The sequence below is a fragment of the Nocardiopsis deserti genome (assembly GCF_008638355.1).
GTDB classification, from domain to species: Bacteria; Actinomycetota; Actinomycetes; order Streptosporangiales; family Streptosporangiaceae; genus Nocardiopsis; species Nocardiopsis alborubida.
Genome location: NZ_VWVS01000030.1, coordinates 20,504 through 36,149, shown reverse-complemented (window position 1 = coordinate 36,149; position 15,646 = coordinate 20,504). Strand labels below are relative to the sequence as shown.

General features: G+C 72.8%; 14 protein-coding genes. 9 read left to right on the top strand and 5 right to left on the bottom strand.

The features are described from left to right. Positions 1–151: 151 nt before the first annotated feature. Entirely contained in the window at positions 152–754 is a 603-nt protein-coding gene (locus FYW99_RS29965) for a response regulator transcription factor (RefSeq protein WP_150255659.1), read from the bottom strand. Continuing rightward, positions 751–1,905 (bottom strand): sensor histidine kinase, encoded by a 1,155-nt coding sequence (locus FYW99_RS29960; protein ID WP_150255657.1) that lies wholly within the window; start codon positions 1,903–1,905, stop codon positions 751–753. Before FYW99_RS29960 ends, FYW99_RS29965 begins: the two co-directional genes overlap by 4 nt. Before the next feature lie 163 nt (positions 1,906–2,068). On the opposite strand from FYW99_RS29960, the gene FYW99_RS29955 reads away from it, so the two are divergent. The 4 genes from FYW99_RS29955 (at position 2,069) to FYW99_RS29940 (ending at position 6,023) form a co-directional block, all read left to right on the top strand. Continuing rightward, positions 2,069–2,953, top strand: a complete 885-nt coding sequence (locus FYW99_RS29955) for an ABC transporter ATP-binding protein (protein WP_150255655.1) — start codon at positions 2,069–2,071, stop codon at positions 2,951–2,953. 187 nt (positions 2,954–3,140) lie between these two features. After that, complete coding sequence (locus tag FYW99_RS29950; protein WP_150255653.1) at positions 3,141–3,869, top strand: ABC transporter permease; 729 nt, start codon at positions 3,141–3,143, stop codon at positions 3,867–3,869. A gap of 137 nt (positions 3,870–4,006) precedes the next feature. After that, positions 4,007–4,651, top strand: coding sequence for a GOLPH3/VPS74 family protein (locus FYW99_RS29945; RefSeq protein WP_150255651.1), 645 nt, complete (start codon positions 4,007–4,009; stop codon positions 4,649–4,651). Positions 4,652–4,808: 157 nt separating this feature from the next. Further along, positions 4,809–6,023, top strand: a complete 1,215-nt coding sequence (locus tag FYW99_RS29940; RefSeq protein ID WP_150255648.1) for an acyltransferase family protein — start codon at positions 4,809–4,811, stop codon at positions 6,021–6,023. Here FYW99_RS29940 and FYW99_RS29935 read toward each other — a convergent pair whose 3' ends face one another. The 3 genes from FYW99_RS29935 to FYW99_RS29925 are packed head-to-tail and all read right to left on the bottom strand — an operon-like array spanning position 6,024 to position 8,577. Then, positions 6,024–6,497 carry a hypothetical protein gene (locus FYW99_RS29935; protein WP_150255646.1) on the bottom strand — a complete coding sequence of 158 codons (474 nt, stop codon included), beginning with the start codon at positions 6,495–6,497 and terminating at the stop codon, positions 6,024–6,026. It abuts the gene before it with no gap. Then, positions 6,494–7,906, bottom strand: a complete 1,413-nt coding sequence (locus FYW99_RS29930) for a sensor histidine kinase (protein WP_150255643.1) — start codon at positions 7,904–7,906, stop codon at positions 6,494–6,496. The genes FYW99_RS29935 and FYW99_RS29930 overlap by 4 nt, the downstream gene beginning before the upstream one ends. Beyond that, the gene (locus FYW99_RS29925) at positions 7,903–8,577 is read right to left on the bottom strand and encodes a response regulator transcription factor (RefSeq protein WP_150255641.1); all 675 of its coding nucleotides are present in this window, start codon (positions 8,575–8,577) and stop codon (positions 7,903–7,905) included. The genes FYW99_RS29930 and FYW99_RS29925 overlap by 4 nt, the downstream gene beginning before the upstream one ends. Positions 8,578–8,690: 113 nt before the next feature. On the opposite strand from FYW99_RS29925, the gene FYW99_RS29920 reads away from it, so the two are divergent. From FYW99_RS29920 to FYW99_RS29900, 5 genes are all read left to right on the top strand, one after another. Continuing rightward, positions 8,691–9,482, top strand: a complete 792-nt coding sequence (locus FYW99_RS29920; RefSeq protein ID WP_150255639.1) for an SGNH/GDSL hydrolase family protein — start codon at positions 8,691–8,693, stop codon at positions 9,480–9,482. A 478-nt stretch (positions 9,483–9,960) separates the two neighbouring features. Next, entirely contained in the window at positions 9,961–11,649 is a 1,689-nt protein-coding gene (locus tag FYW99_RS29915) for a pyridoxal phosphate-dependent decarboxylase family protein (RefSeq protein WP_150255637.1), read from the top strand. Further along, entirely contained in the window at positions 11,646–13,163 is a 1,518-nt protein-coding gene (locus tag FYW99_RS29910) for a lysine N(6)-hydroxylase/L-ornithine N(5)-oxygenase family protein (RefSeq protein ID WP_150255634.1), read from the top strand. The genes FYW99_RS29915 and FYW99_RS29910 overlap by 4 nt, the downstream gene beginning before the upstream one ends. Further along, positions 13,160–13,795: a GNAT family N-acetyltransferase gene (locus FYW99_RS29905; RefSeq protein ID WP_150255632.1), complete on the top strand. Its 636-nt coding sequence runs from the start codon at positions 13,160–13,162 to the stop codon at positions 13,793–13,795. The genes FYW99_RS29910 and FYW99_RS29905 overlap by 4 nt, the downstream gene beginning before the upstream one ends. Further along, entirely contained in the window at positions 13,792–15,633 is a 1,842-nt protein-coding gene (locus tag FYW99_RS29900) for an IucA/IucC family protein (protein WP_150255630.1), read from the top strand. Before FYW99_RS29905 ends, FYW99_RS29900 begins: the two co-directional genes overlap by 4 nt. The last annotated feature ends 13 nt before the right edge of the window (positions 15,634–15,646 follow it).

Here is a 15,646-nt window from a genome sequence, read left to right as displayed (position 1 = left end):
CTCGGGGAACCGGCCCGGCGCTCCCCGAACACCCCGGGCACCCCGGTCCCGGGCACCCCGGAGAAGCGGCGCCACGGGCCGGTGTCACAGGCCGGTGCCATGGGTCCGCGGCGCCGGGGGAAGCGGGTGCCAGGGGAGGCGGAGCCGGAGCTCACAGCCAGTCGTGTTCACGCGCGTACCGCGCCGCCTCGTGCCGGGTGCGCGTCTGGGTCTTCTGCATCGCGTTGGAGAGGTAGTTGCGCACCGTGCCCTCCGCCAGGTGGAGCTGGGCGGCGATGTCGGCGACCGAGTAGCCCTCACTGGTCGCCCGCAGCACGTCGACCTCGCGGTCGGTGAGCGGGCAGTCGTCGATGACGGCGAGCGCGGAGACGTCCGGGTCGATCCACCGCTTGCCCCGGTGCAGGGTGGCGATGACCGAGGCGATGTGCGCCGGTTCCGCGGACTTGCTGACGAAGCCCTGGACCCTGAGCTTGAGCGCCTTGCGGAGCACGCCGGGTCTGGCGTGGCGGGTGAGCATGAGGATCACCTGGTCCGGCAGTTCACGGCGGATCCGCGCGACGGCGCCGAGCCCGTCCACGCCGGGCATCTCCAGGTCGATGACGAGCACGTCGGGCCGGTGGTCCAGCGTGGCCCGCACGGCCTCCTCCCCGTCCTCCGCCTCGGCGAGCACGGTGATCTCGCCCTCCAGCGGGAGCAGGGCGGCCATCGCCTTGCGCAGGAGGGCCTCGTCGTCGGCGAGTACCACGGTGGTCATCGGTTGTCCTTCCGCGTTGTCGTGGGTCGTGCCGGGTCCGGGTGTGGGAACCGCGCGGCGGTCGTGAACCGTCCGTCCTCGTGTTCCACCGTCAGTTCGCCTCCGCTGTCGGCCACGCGCTCGCGCAGGGTGGCCAGGCCCCGCATCCGGGTGGGCGGTTCCTGGGAGGCGCCGTCGTTGACGATGCTGATGCCGGTCTCGGTCAGGGTGATGCGCACCCGCCGGGCCTGGGCGTGGCGCAGGATGTTGGTGGTGGTCTCGCGCAGGACCTGGCCCAGCAGCTCGCCCGCGCCCGGGGCCACCTCGGCCTCGCGGTCCACGCGCACGTCGATGTCGGCGGCCTCGAAGAGGTTCTTGGCGTTCTCCAGCTCCGCGGACAGGTTGAGGCGCCGTTGGGCGTAGGCCAGTTCGCGGGTCTGGGTGATGGTCTCGCCCACCAGGGTCTGGATCTCGCCCAGTTCCTCCTCGGCCCGGTCGGGGGCGGCGCGCACCAGTTTGCGGGCCAGCGCGGTCTTGAGTTTGACCACGTGCAGGGTGTGGCCCTGGATGTCGTGCAGGTCGCTGGCGAAGCGCGTGCGCTCCTGGGCCACGGCCAGCTCGGCCTCGCGCTCACGCGCCGCCGCCAACTCCGCGACGAGGCCGGAGACCAGCTGGTTGAGGAACGTGAGCACGACCCCCACCAGGGCGATGGCCGCGGAGACGAGGACGTACTGGACCAGGGTGTCGAGGACGTCCTCGTACACGAGCAGCCTCGCCGCGGGCACCGCGGCGGCGAAGCCGACCAGCCCCGCAGTCGCCGCGGTCCGGTGGCGCGGCAGCCGGTGGACGACGAGGGTGGCCACGACGGAGAAGCCGTAGGACGCCGACGCGTTGTCCCAGACCAGCACTCCGAGCAGCCACACGGCCGCGGTGACGGCCAGGCAGGGGAGCACGACGCGGGAGAAGCGGCCCGCCGCCCACTGCGTGACGGCCGTCAGTGCCGCCACCAGGCTCAGTGCCAGGGTGAGGACGTCCCACACGGAGTCGGATTCGATCGCCGCCAGGATCGCCCCCACGGCGGTGAGCGAGGCCGTGGCCATGCTGAGGTTGTGCGCGTGCAGCTGTCCCTGCGTCGTCTCGGCCTGTTCGGAGGTCGCGTTCGGCGTGTCCATGTGCGGCTCTCCGGGGTCGAGGGCAGGGTCCGCCCCAGTATTCCGCTGTTCGCGCCGCGCCCACCAGTGACACCGCGTCATGGCCCCACCCCGACAAACGTCACGGCCAGGTGGTGACGTGGTCCCACTGCCCCCGGAGCGCGGCGGGCGCTGCAATGGACACATGACCTCCACAGCAGTCATCGACGTCGAACGCCTCAACCTCACGTACGGCGACTTCCACGCCGTGAAGGACCTGTCCTTCCAGGTGAAGCATGGGGAGCTCTACGCGCTTCTCGGCACGAACGGCGCGGGCAAGACCTCGACCCTGGAGACCGTCGAGGGCCACCGCACCGCCACCTCGGGCACCGTACGGGTCTTCGGGCAGGACCCGCGCGACCGGCGCTCCGTACGGCCCAGGATGGGCGTCATGCTCCAGGAGAGCGGGTTCTCCCCGGACCTGACGGTGAGGGAGTCGGTCCGGCTGATCGGCGGGCTCACCCGGCGCACGGACACGGTCGAACGCGTGCTCGGCATGGTCGACCTCACCGGCAAGGCCGGCACCAAGGTGTCCCAGCTCTCCGGCGGTGAGAAGCGGCGCCTGGACTTCGCCACCGCCGCGTACGGGTCGCCGGAGCTGATCTTCCTGGACGAGCCCACCACCGGTCTGGACATCCAGTCCCGGGACGGGCTGTGGGAGGCCGTGGACCGGCTGCGCGAGGACGGCTCGACCATCGTGCTGACCACGCACTACCTGGAGGAGGCCCAGCAGCGCGCCGACCGCATCGGACTGATGCACAGGGGCTCCCTCCACCGCGAGGGGACCGTGGCCGAGCTGACCCAGACCCTTCCGGCCACGATCCGCTTCTCCCTGCCCGAGACCGCACCGGCACTGCCCGTGCGGGCCGAGCGCCAGGGCGACGGGTCCTTCCTCGTCGAGACCCTCGGTTTGCAGAAGGACCTGTACACCCTGCTCGGCTGGGCACAGGACCACGCGGTCGAACTGCGGGGGCTGGAGGCCGGGCCGACCCGGCTCGACGACGTCTTCCGCTCCATCGGCAGCGACTGACGCCGTGGCCGGAAAGGCTCGCCGACCCGCTCCATGCGCCGTGGTCCTGTACTCACAGCCGATGTCGGCGCTCGAACCTGGCCGCAGGCACAGGACCATCGCAGGTCAGGGCCCACGCGTCACACCAGCGGCATTTCCGGTCAGCCCACTGGTCTCCCCCGAACCTTCCAGGAAAAGGACCTTCACCATGCTCCCGATCGCTCAGAGCGAGTTGATCCAGATCTTCCGGAACCGGCTGGTCCTGGTCACCATGCTCATCGTTCCGGCGGCCTCCAGCGCGTTCTACATCTACATGCACCAGGCCTTCCCCGCGCTGCGCGAGGCCCTGGACCTGGGCGCCATCGCCTCGGTACTGGTGTTCCTCGTGGTGACCATGGGTCTCTACACCACCTCGGTGACCACGCTCGCCTCCCGGAGGCAGAACCTCTTCCTCAAGCGGCTGCGCTCCACGGCGTCGAGCGACGCCAGCATCCTCACCGGGTTGCTGCTCCCGGTCACCGCCGTCACGCTGGTCCAGGTGACCGTGATCCTGGCCGTGCTGGCCGTGGTCGGCGGCACCCCGGACAACGTGCTCCTGCTGGTGGCGGCCGTCGTCGCGACGATGATCATGATGGCGGGCCTGGGGCTGGCCACGGCCGGGCTGACCAACTCCCCCGACCACGCCCAGGTGACCACGCTGCCCATCATGATCGGCGTCCTGGCCATCTCCGGCTGGGTGGGGTTCACCGGCACCGAGGAGCTGACCCTGTTCAAGCGGCTGCTTCCCGGCGGCTCGGCCTCCGAGCTGGTCGTCAACGCCTGGAGCGGCGGCGTTCCGGTCGCGGACTCCCTGATCCTGCTGGTACCCACGCTGGCCTGGGTCGTCGTCGCCGTCGCGGCGGCCACCCGGATCTTCCGCTGGGAACCGCGCCGGTGACGGACTCGGCGCGGGCCGTCCGCACACGCGAACGGGCTACTGACACGACAGCGTCCGTCCGGGCCCGCGGCGGCTCCCGCCGTCGGCGGGCTCCCCGCGAGAACGCCTTGGAGGAGGACGCCTTGGAGGAGAACGGCATGGACCTGACACTGCCGCAGCGGCTCTACCTGCTCAGCTACGACACCGACAAGAACCGGTTCGATCCCGTCAGCGCCGCCTACCGTGGCCAGCTGCTGTGCGCCGCGGCGCTGGCCGACCTGACCCTCGGCGGTCTGCTGCGCCCCCGCGACGGCAAGGTGACGCGCGCCATCGCCCGAGCGCCCAAGGACCCGTTCCTGGCCCGGGTCCTGTCCGATCTGTCCCCCAACGAGCCGCACCACTGGATCAACCTCCTCTACCCCCAGATGGGCAGGGCCGAGGAGATGGTGCGCGGGGAACTCGTCGCGGACGGGGCGGTCACGGTCAGGCGCGGCCGGACGCTGGGGGTGTTCCCCACCCGCACGGTCGCCCTCGACCGGCCCGAGGAGGTCGACCGGCTGCGCGAGCGCACGCGCGACGCGGTTCTGGGGGGCCGCGACGCGGGGACGGTGCCCCTCCAGGACGCGGCCTTGGTCGCGATCGCGGCCGAGGGCGACGTGTGGACCGTGTTCGCCCCCAACGAGCGCTGGCGGCACAGGCCCGCGGTCAGGGCGCTCCAGGAACGCTTCGACGCCGCGGCCCCGGGGCTGCGCAACGCGGTCCGCACGGCCGTCATGGCCACCGGCAAGGGCGCCTCCGCCTGATCCCTGCCGCCGCGTGTGCTCCTCACCGGAGCCGCCGGGCCCGCCTGGCCCGACGCGGCACGCCGCCCAGGCTTCTGGCACACCGCCCCAACTTCTGGGACACGGCCGCGACACCACGGGGACGGCGTCCCGACACGGGCGCGGCACGATCGGCGCCATGACGCACGACCAACCCGCCACGGACCGCAGCCCGACCACCGGGGCGGGACCGCACCTGCCCGCCCTGGACGGACTGCGGGGCGCCGCGATCCTCGGGGTGCTGCTGTTCCACACCGGCCACCTGCCCGGTGGTTTCCTGGGCGTGGACCTGTTCTTCGCCCTGTCCGGCTACCTCATCACCGACCTGCTGCTGCGGGAGGTCGAGGCGACCGGCACGGTGTCCGTGGCCGCCTTCTGGGGCAGACGGGTCCGCCGTCTGCTGCCCGCGCTGGCGGTCATGCTCACCGCCGTCACCGTGCTGGTCTGGGCGGTGGGACCGCCCGACCTGGTGCGGACCACCCTCGCGGACGGGCCCTGGGTCCAACTGAACGTGGTCAACTGGCACCTGCTCGCCGAGTCGGTCGGCTACTGGGACCGGTTCGGCGGACAACGGGTGTTCGAGCACCTGTGGAGCATCGCGGTCGAGGAGCAGTTCTACCTGCTGTGGCCGCTGGTGCTGCTGGCCGTCGCCCGGTTCGGGCGCGGTGCGGACCGCGGGGTCGCGGTGGTCGCGGCCCTGGCCTCGGTCGCCTCACTGGCGCTGATGACCGTGCTCGCGGGAGCGGTGGACCCGACACGGGCCTACATGGGCACCGACACCCGGGTGTCCTCGCTACTGCTGGGCGCGGTGGTCGCCACCCGCCCGGCACGCGCCTGGCTGGCCCGTGTGACGGGCCGACCGGCACGCGCGGTCCTGGTGCTGCTCGCGGTCGGCGTCGGTACGGCGTGGGCGCTGGTGGAGGGGGCGGACGCGCCGTGGCTGTTCACCGGCGGCCTGTTCGCGCACTCCCTGGCGGCCGCGCTGCTGATCGGGCTGTGCGCGCGGGAACCGCGATCGCTGGTCTCACGGGCTCTCTCCTGGCGACCCCTGCGGTGGCTGGGGCTGGTCTCCTACAGCCTGTACCTGTGGCACTGGCCGGTCATCGTGCTGCTCTCCCCCGAGGTGACGGGCCTGGACGGGTGGTCGTGGACGGCCCTGGTGAGCGCGGTCTCGATCGGCCTGGCCGCGCTGTCGAAGTACCTGGTGGAGGACCCGGTCCGGTTCCGCGCCGCGTGGGCCCGCGGGCGCGGCGGACCGGTGGTGTTCGCGGCGCTCATGGTGGGCCTCGCCGTGTTGTGGCTGGCGCTCCCGGCCCCCGCTCCGCCCCCCATCGACGTCACCGGTCTGGACTGATCACGTGATCAGCGGGCAGGTCCGCAGCTCCTCCGTCTGCGGAGTGGGCATGGTGAAGCGCACCCGCACCCGTGTGTCCTGCGCGCCGCCGCTCTGCACGTGGGTGCTCAGCGCCGTGCACACGATCTGGTCGACGCCCAGGGGGGTGACGTCCTCGGCGGTCAGCGGCGTCACCAGTTCGATCACCCCCGGTTCGATGACCACCCCCACCCGCTGGACCGAGACCGGCTCGATCTCGGTGCGCATACCCGAACCCCCCGGCCCCGCCAGCAGCAGCGCCAACGCCTCGGAGATCGAACCCAGGCCGCCGGTGTCGCGCTGTTGGGGCCGCAGCTCACCGGAGGCGTCGACGAAGTACAGCGTCGCCCCGGGCGCCACGCCCGTGGGGGCCTCTCCCCCGTCGGTGACCCCGGTGGGCTGCACTCCGCATCCCGCGACCAGGAGCGCCGCGGCGGCCCACCAGACGCGTCTCATGTCTCCTCCGGTTCCCTGGGCAGTCGCAGCACGAACCGCGCGCCGCCACGGTCGGTGTTGTCCGCGGTGAGGTCACCGCCGTGCAGACGGGCGTTCTCCAGCGCGATCGCCAACCCCAGCCCGCTGCCCGGGGTGCGGGTACGGGCGGCGTCGGCCTTGTAGAAGCGGTCGAACACGTGCGGCAACACGTGCTCGGGCACCCCCGCCCCGCCGTCGGTGACGGTGATCCACACCTGTGCGGGGGACGCGCGCACGCGCACGCGCACCGGCGGCGCGCCGTGCCGCAGCGCGTTGCCCACCAGGTTGGCCACGACCACGTCCAGCCTCCGCCGGTCCGCCCGCAGCAGCACACCGTCCGGCGCCGCCAGTTCGACCCGCTCCAGCCAGCCGCGGACGCGCAGGGAGTCCCGCACCGCAGCGGCCGCGTCGACCTCCTCCACCCGCAGCGGGGCGGTTCCGGCGTCGAAGCGGGACACCTCCATCAGGTCCTCGACGAGCCGGACCAGCCGCTGGGTCTCGGTGATCGCCATCCGCGCGGACTCCCGTGCGTCCGGCTCCATCCCCTCGGTCGTGTCCGCCAGGACCTCCGCCACCGCCGTCAGCGTGCTCAACGGGGTGCGCAGCTCGTGGGAGACGTCTGCGGCGAACCGCCGGGCGTCGGCCTGCATCCGCTCCATCTCCGCCATCGACGCCTGTACCGACGCGGCCATCCCGTTGACGGTCACGGTCAGCTCGGCCAGCTCGTCGGCGCCCTGGGACGGGGAGCGCGCGTCCAGGTCACCGGCGGCCAGCCGGTCGGCGGTGTCGCGCAGCTCGCGCACGGGGCGCAGCACGCTGCCCGCGGCCAACAGCGCCGCCAGCACGGCCAGCGGCAGGACCAGCGCTGCGGTGGTGATCGCGGACCTGGTGAGGCCGTCGATCTCCCGTTCCACGTCGGCGAGGTCGCGCACGGCGTACACCTCGATGCCGGAGGGGGTGCGCGTGCCGTCGGGCGCGGTGATCATGACGGGGGTGCCGACCAGGAGCCAGGACCCGCCCTCGGCACTGATCCGCTGGGTGACCAGCCGGTCCCGGGCGCGTACGGCCGAGCGCAGCTCGTCGGTGACCAGGGCGGTGTCGGCGCCGTCCGCCGACCGCAGGTCGCCGTAGACCACCAGCGTGTTCGCGCCCACCACCGCGCGCAGCCGGTCGAGCGCCCCCTGGTCGGGCGGATAGGTCAGCTCCGGGGCGACCGAGCCGACCTGCCCGGCGATGGTCCCGGAGAACTGGCGCTGGTGGGAGGTGACCAGCGCGGTGCTCGCCGACCCGGCGCTCGACCAGACCGCCGCCGCGGCCCCGAGCACGGTGACCAGCGTGAAAGCGACCAGCAGCCGGGCACGCAGGCCGCGCAGCCACAGCCGCCCGGTCATACCGGCCCGAACCGGTAGCCGAACCCGCGCACGGTCTGCACGTACCCGGGGGCGGCCGGATCGGCCTCGACCTTCGCCCGCAGCCGCTGCACGCAGTTGTCGACCAGCCGGGAGTCACCGATGTAGCTCTGCTCCCACACCTCCTCCAGCAGTTGCTGGCGGCTGAACACCCGGCCGGGGGCACGTGACAGGGTCAGCAGCAGACGCAGCTCGGTCGGGGTGAGCCCCACCGGCTCGCCGCGCAGCGACACCATCAGCGACGCGGTGTCGATACGCAGGTCGCGGTGCACGCGCACCCCCTCGTGGGTTCCGGCGCCGCGCCGCAGCACCGCGCGGATCCGCGCGTCGAGCACGGTGGGCCGTGCCGGTTTGACCACGTAGTCGTCCGCGCCCGCCTCCAGACCGCCGACGACGTCGAAGTCGTCGCCGCGCGCGGTGAGCATGATCACGGGCACCTCACCGGCCCCGCGGATACGGCGGCACACCGTGAACCCGTCCACGTCCGGCAGCATCAGGTCGAGCACCACCAGGTCGGGGGCCGAGGCGTGGAACGCACGCAGCCCCTCCTCACCGCCGTCCGCGGTGCGCACGTCGTGGCCGTGCCGGTGCAGCGCGAGTTCGAGCCCGCGCCGGACCAGGGGGTCGTCTTCGATGAGCAGGATCGCCGCCATCGCGCCAGTATGGGCCATGCCGGTCCGCCGCGTCGGCGGCCGCGGGCCGTCTGCGACACAACCGCGACACAGCGGCGGCGGGACCGGGAAGCGGCGGCGGCACGATCGGGGCCATGATCACCAGACACCGACCCCTCCTCGCCCTGACCGGCCTGCTGGTCCTGCCGGTCGCCGCCTGCTCCGCCCCCTCAGCCGGCACCGACGCCTCCGAGCGCCCCGACACGGCCGACGCGTCGGCGGCCGCCCCCGACGCGTCGGCGCCGGAACTGTCCACGGTGCTCCTGCTCGGCGACTCGATCGCCCAGGGCCAGGCACAGCCCCTGGAGGCCGCCTTCGAGGCCGGTGGCGTCGACTTCCGGTCGCTGGCCTCCGCGGGCGGCGGGAACGTGGTCGGACCGACCTCCGAGGAGCAGTGGAAGACACTGCCCGACCAGATCGCCTCGGCCGAACCCGACGCGGTCATCTACCAGATCACCACCTACGACTGGGGCGGCGAACACGAGCAGAGGGACGCCTACGAGCGGCTGCTGACCACGGTGACCGAGGCCGACGCCACGCTGGTCTTCGTCACCATGCCCCCGATCAGGCCCGACGACTTCTACGAGCCGCACATGGAAGAGCTGGACCGGGCGCCCGACGTCGCGCGGGAGGTCGTCGAGGACGCCCCGGAGCACGCCGCCCTGCTCGACGCAGGTGAGGTGTGGGGGGAGACCTACCAGCGCGAGCGCGAGGGCGCGGTCGACCGCAGCTCCGACGGCATCCACACCTGCCCGCAGGGGGCCGCCCGCTTCACGAGCTGGCTGCTCGCCGAGCTCACGACGCTCTACCCCGACTTCTCCCCGCCCGCCGCCGACGAGTGGGCCAACACCGGCTGGTCCGCGAGCGAGCAGTTCACGGGCTGCTGACGCCGGGCCCGCCGGGGCGGCGCGTTCCCGGGCCCCGCCCGGACGCGCCGCCCCGTCGCGGGCCGGACGTGGGAAGGGCCGGGCGCGGGGAGGGAGGGGCCCGGTCAGGACACCGGCCGCTCCCCCGGACCGGGCGGGGGCGCCGGGACGACGGTCTCTCCCGAAGCGCCGTGAGAGTTCCGGGAGCGGGCGAACGTCCTTCCCACCGAAAACGCCCGACGCGTCGGGCGTTCGGTTTTCGCGAAGACCACACTACTCCGCGTCACCGGCGTTCGTGCTGGTCAACGGCTTTCAGTGACTCCCGGCAATCACAGTGGTCGCTACTGTAACTCTCCTCACACTGTACGGGCTCGAACACTTAGGCTAGCCTCACCTTAATTAGGGCACCCTATATAAGAGTGTTCGCGAAGTTCCTCACCCCATGCCCACATCCGGCTCGCGGATGCTGTCGGCATGCCCGTTTCCAGGAGGATGATCCATGAGCTCCCTCGCGCGGTCCGCACCGGGCCCGCTGCACGGGAACGCCGGTGCCCTCGGCACCAGGCCCGAGCCGACACCCCCCTCCGGCCAGGACCCCGACGACCCCCGGACACAGCTGTTCGACGCCAGCAGCGCCGCACGCTACCGCGACCTGACCGGAGAGGCCGCAGGCCGGGTCGCCCGGCGGATCGCGGGGGTCGACCGGCCGCTCACCGGCGCCACGGCCGAGGACCTGCGCCCCCGGATCGACAAGGTCGACCTCGACCAGCCGCTCCACGACCCCACCGCGGCACTGGACGAACTCGAACGCGTCTACCTCGACGACGCCGTCTACTTCCACCACCCCCGCTACATGGGACACCTCAACTGCCCCGTGGTCCTGCCCGCCCTGCTCGGCGAGACCGTCCTGTCCGCCGTCAACTCCTCCCTCGACACCTGGGACCAGAGCGCCGGGGGCACCCTGATCGAGCAGCGGCTCGTCGACTGGACGTGCGAGCGCATCGGCTTCGGCGAGACCGCGGACGGCGTCTTCACCAGCGGCGGCAGCCAGTCCAACCTCCAGGCCCTGCTCATGGCACGCGACGAGGCCCACCGACGCGCCAGGGCGGACGGCGGCCAGGACACGCGCCTGGCCGAACTCCTGCCCAGGATGCGCGTCCTGACCTCCGAGGCCGGACACTTCAGCGTCGCCAAGTCGGCCGCCCTCCTCGGACTGGGCTACGAATCCGTCATCACCGTGGCCTGCGACGACAGGCGGCGCATGCGCCCCGACGCCCTGGCCGCCCAGCTGCGCCGGTGCCGCGCCGAAGGGCTCCTGCCCATCGCCGTCGTCGCCACCGCCGGAACCACCGACTTCGGCAGCATCGACCCCCTGCCCCGCATCGCCGACCTGTGCCAGCAGCGCGGCGTGTGGATGCACGTCGACGCCGCCTACGGCTGCGGCCTGCTGGTCTCGCGCCACCGCCACCTGCTGGAGGGCGTCGAACGCGCCGACTCGGTCACCGTGGACTTCCACAAGTCCTTCTTCCAGCCGGTCAGCTCCAGCGCGATCGTGGTCCGCGACCGCGCCGTCCTGCGCCACGTCACCTACCACGCCGACTACCTCAACTCGCGCTCGGACGGCAGCACCCCGCTGCTCTCCCCCAACCAGGTCGACAAGAGCCTGCAGACCACGCGCCGCTTCGACGCCCTCAAACTGTGGCTCACCCTGCGCGTCATGGGCGCCGACGGAGTGGGCGCCCTCTTCGACAGCGTGCTGGAGCTGGCCGACACCGCCTGGACCCTGCTCGACGCCGACCCGCGCTTCACCGTGGTCACCCGGCCCAGCCTGAGCACCCTGGTCTTCCGCTGCGCCGCGCCCGGCGCCGACCCCGACACCGCCGACGCCGCCAACCGGTACGCACGCGAGGCACTGCTCGCCTCGGGCCGCGCCTTCGTCGCACGCACCACGGTCGACGGCAGGCCCCACCTCAAACTCACCCTGCTCAACCCCAGGGCCAGCCGGGAGGACGTCGCCGAGGTGCTGGACCTGATCGCCGAACACGTCGACCGCTTCACCGCCGGACGCGGGTTCCGCGACCGCCCGGCCCCGCCCGACCAGCCCGCCCCGGCCGCGGCCCACGCGGACCACACGGAGCCCGCGGCCCACGCCGCCCTGCCGACCACCGCCACCGGGAGGTCCCGTTGACCACCAGCCCCCGCCCCGCCGCCGCCCCCGACCGGATCCACGACTTCGCCGCCGTCGGCATCGGCCCCTTCAACCTCGGCCTGGCCTGCCTGACCGCGCCCCTCCCCGACCTGGACGGCCTCTTCCTCGACGAGAAACCCGAGTTCTCCTGGCACTCCGGCATGCTCCTGGAGGAGGCCGAACTCCAGACCCCCTTCATGTCCGACCTGGTCACCCTCGCCGACCCCACCTCGCCCTTCTCCTTCCTCAACTACCTCAAGGAGTCCGGCAGGCTCTACCCCTTCTACATCCGCGAGCGCTTCTACCCCCTGCGCGCCGAGTACGACGACTACTGCCGCTGGGCGGCCCGGCACCTGGGCGACGCCGTCCGCTTCGGCCAGTGCGTGGAGTCCGTGGAGTACGACCCCGACCAGTCCCTCTACCTGCTGCACAGCACCGAGACCGCGACCGGAACCCGGCACACCCACCGCGCACGGCGCCTGGTACTCGGCACCGGCACGCCCCCCTACCTGCCCGAACCGTGCCGCGGCCTGCCCGGCGACGCCGTGCACAGCTCCGGCTACCTGCCCGCCAGGCAGCGCCTCCGCGACAAGCGCAGCGTGACGGTCGTCGGCAGCGGGCAGAGCGCCGCGGAGATCTTCCACGACCTGCTCCAGAACCTGGACGGCCACGGGTACCAGCTGAACTGGATCACCCGCTCCCCGCGCTTCTTCCCGCTGGAGTACACCAAGCTCACCCTGGAGATGACCTCCCCCGAGTACGCCGACCACTTCCACGCGCTGCCCGGCCCCACCCGCGACCGGCTCGTGGCCTCACAGAAGAACCTGTACAAGGGCATCGACTCCGACCTCATCAACGCCATCTACGACCTGCTCTACGTCAGGAGCCGCCTCGGCCCGCCGCCCGTGCGCCTGATGACCGGCACCGAGGTCACCGGCGCCCGCCACGACGCGGCACGCGGCGCGTACACCCTGGACCTGCGCAACACCGACCAGGGGCGCGGCTTCACCCTCGACACCGAGGGCCTGGTGCTCGCCACCGGCTACCAGTACCGGATGCCGGACTTCCTGGAGCCCATCGCCGACCGGCTGTCCTGGGACGACTCCGGGCGCTTCGCGGTGCGCCGCGACTACCGCGTCGACCGCGAGGCGCCCACCGCCGGGGAGGAGGCGCCCGGCGGGGGAGGCCTCCCCGACGACGGCCGCGGACCGGGGCCCGCCCGGGGCGCCGTCTTCGTGCAGAACGCCGAACTGCACACGCACGGCTTCGTCGCCCCCGACCTGGGCATGGGCGCCTACCGCAACTCCTGCATCCTGCGCGCGATGCTGGGCCGCGAACCCTACGCCGTCGAACGCTCGATCGCCTTCCAGGAGTTCGGCGCGCCCCGGCACGAGGTCCCTGCCACCGACGCACGGGACGGGGGCGGCCCCATCGGAGGCGGCCCCATCGGAGGCGGTACGGCGGAGGAGGCGGTCCCGGCCTCCGGTCCGGCACGGAAGGCGGCGCGGCGATGAGGGACCAGGCACAGGCACCGACGCGGCCCGCACCGGACCAGGCCCCCGCACCCGTCTTCACCCGCACCGACCCCGGACTCGGCGAGTTCCGCGTCCGGCCCGTGGACCCCGACACCGACGTCCCCCTCCTGCACCGCTGGCTCACCCACCCCAAGTCCCGTTTCTGGCTCATGTCCGAGGCCACCGAGGACGACGTCGCCCGCGACTACCGCGCCATGGCCGCCTCCGAACACGAGCACGCCCACGTCGGGGAGTGGCGCGGGACCCCCCGCTTCCTGGTGGAGCACTACGACCCCGGGCACAGCGAACTCGCCGCCCACTACCCGGTACTCCCCGGCGACACCGGCATGCACTTCCTGGTGGCGCCCACGGACACGCCCGTACACGGCTTCTCCCGCGCCGTGATCACCACCGTCATGGAACTGGTGTTCTCCGACCCCGCCACCGAACGCGTCGTCGTCGAACCGGACGTGCGCAACACCGCCGTCCACACGCTCAACACCGCCATGGGGTTCCGGGTCCTCACCACCGTGGCGCTCAGGGACAAGGACGCCCACCTGAGCACCTGCACCCGCGCCCAGTTCCGCGCCGCCGTCGCCGCGGCCCCGACCACAGGAGGCATCGCCAGATGACCGCGCCCGCCACCGGACCCGACACCCGCCAGCCCCGCCTCCAGGACCCCCGCGACGCGGCCGCCCACCTGTCCCCCCAGACGTGGGACCGCGCCAACCGGCTGCTCGTGCGCAAGGCCCTGGCCGAGTTCGCCCACGAGCGGCTGATCGGCCCCGAGCCCGGCCCCGACGGCCTGTTCTCGGTCACCAGCGACGACGCAACCGTCGAGTACCGGTTCGCGGCCCGCGTCATGGCCCTGGACCACTGGCGGATCGAGGCCGACAGCATCGTCCGCCGCGACCTGCGGCGCGACGGCGCGCACCTGCCCCTGGACGCGCTCGACCTGGTCCTGGACCTGCGCAAGACGCTCGCGCTCGACGAGGACGTCCTGCCCGTCTACCTGGAGGAGATCACCAGCACCCTGGCCAGCAGCGCCTACCGCATGTCGGGCCCGCAGCCGAGCGCCGCCGAGCTGGCGCGCGCCGGGTTCCAGGAGATCGAGGCGGGGATGACCGAGGGCCACCCGTGCTTCGTCGCCAACAACGGGCGCCTGGGCTTCGACGCCGCGGAGTACCGGGCCTACGCCCCCGAGGCCGCCGCCCCGGTGCGGCTGGTGTGGGTCGCCGCGCGGCGCGAGCGCACGACGTTCAGCTGCTCGGCCGACCTGGACCGCGAGGAACTGCTGCGGGGCGAACTCGGCGCCGAGGCCCTCGCCGTCTTCGACGCGCAGCTGACCGGCATGGGCCTGGACCCCGGCGACTACCACCTGATCCCGGTCCACCCGTGGCAGTGGTGGAACCGGCTGGCGGTCACCTTCGCCGCCGACCTCGCCCGCCGCGACCTGGTGTGCCTGGGCCACGGCCCCGACGAGTACCGCGCGCAGCAGTCCATCCGCACCTTCTTCAACACCTCGGCCCCCGAGCGCCACTACGTCAAGACGGCGCTGTCGGTGCTGAACATGGGCTTCCTACGCGGGCTCTCCGCCAGGTACATGGAGGCCACCCCCGCCATCAACGACTGGGTCGCCGCACTCGTGGCCGACGACCCCGTCCTGCGCGGAACGCGCGTGGAGATCCTGCGCGAGCGGGCCGCGGTGGGCTACCGCACCACCCACTACGCGCGGGCCTCCGCGGAGGGGTCGCCCCACCTGAAGATGACCGCCGCGCTGTGGCGCGAGAGCCCGGTGGCGCGGCTGCGGTCGGGCGAGCGGCTGGCCACGATGGCCTCACTGCTGCACACCGACGCCCGGGGGAGGTCCCTCGCGGGGGAGCTCATCGCCGAGTCGGGCCTGGAGCCCGCGGACTGGCTGCGCCGCTACCTCGACGCCTACCTCGTCCCCCTGCTGCACTCCTTCTACTCCCACGACCTGGTGTTCATGCCGCACGGGGAGAACGTCATCCTCGTCCTGCGCGACGGGGTGCCCCAGCGGGTCCTGCTCAAGGACATCGCCGAGGAGATCGCGGTGATGAGCCCGGACGCCGAGCTGCCCGCCGAGGTCGAGCGCGTCCGCGCCGAGGTGCCCGAGGACATGCGGGTGCTGTCGCTGTTCACCGACGTCTTCGACTGCTTCCTGCGCTTCCTCAACGGCATCCTCGCCGGTGAGGGCGTCCTGTCCGAGACCGACTTCTGGCGTACCGTGGCCGCCTGCGTGGCCGACTACCAGGCGTCCGTCCCCCACCTGGCCGACCGTTTCGCGCGCGACGACCTGTTCGCGGAACGCTTCGCGCTCTCGTGCCTGAACCGGCTGCAACTGCGCAACAACCGTCAGATGGTCGACCTCCAGGACCCGTCCGGGGCCCTGCAACTGGTCGGCACGCTGGAGAACCCCATCGCCGGGTTCCGTCCCGCGCCCCGGTAGGCGCCGCGGTCCG

Excerpts from the sequence above, each read along its gene's own strand:
- FYW99_RS29965 (WP_150255659.1), bottom strand. The coding sequence starts at position 754 with ATGACCACCGTGGTACTCGCCGACGACGAGGCCCTCCTGCGCAAGGCG.
- FYW99_RS29960 (WP_150255657.1), bottom strand. The coding sequence starts at position 1,905 with ATGGACACGCCGAACGCGACCTCCGAACAGGCCGAGACGACGCAGGGA.
- FYW99_RS29955 (WP_150255655.1), top strand. The coding sequence starts at position 2,069 with ATGACCTCCACAGCAGTCATCGACGTCGAACGCCTCAACCTCACGTAC.
- FYW99_RS29950 (WP_150255653.1), top strand. The coding sequence starts at position 3,141 with ATGCTCCCGATCGCTCAGAGCGAGTTGATCCAGATCTTCCGGAACCGG.
- FYW99_RS29945 (WP_150255651.1), top strand. The coding sequence starts at position 4,007 with ATGGACCTGACACTGCCGCAGCGGCTCTACCTGCTCAGCTACGACACC.
- FYW99_RS29940 (WP_150255648.1), top strand. The coding sequence starts at position 4,809 with ATGACGCACGACCAACCCGCCACGGACCGCAGCCCGACCACCGGGGCG.
- FYW99_RS29935 (WP_150255646.1), bottom strand. The coding sequence starts at position 6,497 with ATGAGACGCGTCTGGTGGGCCGCCGCGGCGCTCCTGGTCGCGGGATGC.
- FYW99_RS29930 (WP_150255643.1), bottom strand. The coding sequence starts at position 7,906 with ATGACCGGGCGGCTGTGGCTGCGCGGCCTGCGTGCCCGGCTGCTGGTC.
- FYW99_RS29925 (WP_150255641.1), bottom strand. The coding sequence starts at position 8,577 with ATGGCGGCGATCCTGCTCATCGAAGACGACCCCCTGGTCCGGCGCGGG.
- FYW99_RS29920 (WP_150255639.1), top strand. The coding sequence starts at position 8,691 with ATGATCACCAGACACCGACCCCTCCTCGCCCTGACCGGCCTGCTGGTC.
- FYW99_RS29915 (WP_150255637.1), top strand. The coding sequence starts at position 9,961 with ATGAGCTCCCTCGCGCGGTCCGCACCGGGCCCGCTGCACGGGAACGCC.
- FYW99_RS29905 (WP_150255632.1), top strand. The coding sequence starts at position 13,160 with ATGAGGGACCAGGCACAGGCACCGACGCGGCCCGCACCGGACCAGGCC.
- FYW99_RS29900 (WP_150255630.1), top strand. The coding sequence starts at position 13,792 with ATGACCGCGCCCGCCACCGGACCCGACACCCGCCAGCCCCGCCTCCAG.